General features: G+C 39.5%; 1 pseudogene. It reads left to right on the forward strand.

The window, feature by feature from the left end:
• Window positions 1-180: 180 nt before the first annotated feature.
• Window positions 181-626, forward strand: a pseudogene (locus IEY58_RS34155) (IS982-like element ISPsma1 family transposase); the annotation flags it as partial.

Genomic DNA, 626 nt, shown 5'->3' on the forward strand with positions numbered 1-626 from the left:
CCTGACCTGTTTCAACAAAGCCCACCTCCCGAATTTTCCCCGCTCATGGTGGGGTAGCCTAAAACATTCCCACCACTTTTATTATTTAAACCCCACTCTCAACACTTTTAGAGGGGGTTGAAACAAAAAAGGCATGAACTTAAACTTTAATCAATGACCAAAAAGATTAGAGAATAAGCCATGCCCATCGACGAATTTATCATTAAAATCTATCTAATGGTAGATGACTACTACAAAAAGATTGTAACAAACCGGCTAAGACAAGGCGGATATGCACCAAAGCTAACCGACAGTGAAATTATCACCATGGAGTTAGTGGGTGAGTTTTTACAGATGGACACCGATTCACAAATCCATCAGTATTTTAAACAGCATTGGCAAACATGGTTTCCACAAATAGGCTCATATCCCAACTTTGCCAAGCAGTGCGTCAATTTGTTACAGGTAAAAACTTTGATACAACAGCATATCGTTAAACAGCATGGGCAAGACAACATTCATTTTATTGATGGCTTTCCCATTCCGGTGTGTCAATATGCCAGAGCCTATCGGCATAAAACCTTCAAATATGAAGGTAGCTATAGTTACTGTGCCTCAAAGCAACAAAAATATTTTGGCTTTGAAGG

The organism is Aliidongia dinghuensis, assembly GCF_014643535.1.
GTDB classification, from domain to species: domain Bacteria; phylum Pseudomonadota; class Alphaproteobacteria; order ATCC43930; family CGMCC-115725; genus Aliidongia; species Aliidongia dinghuensis.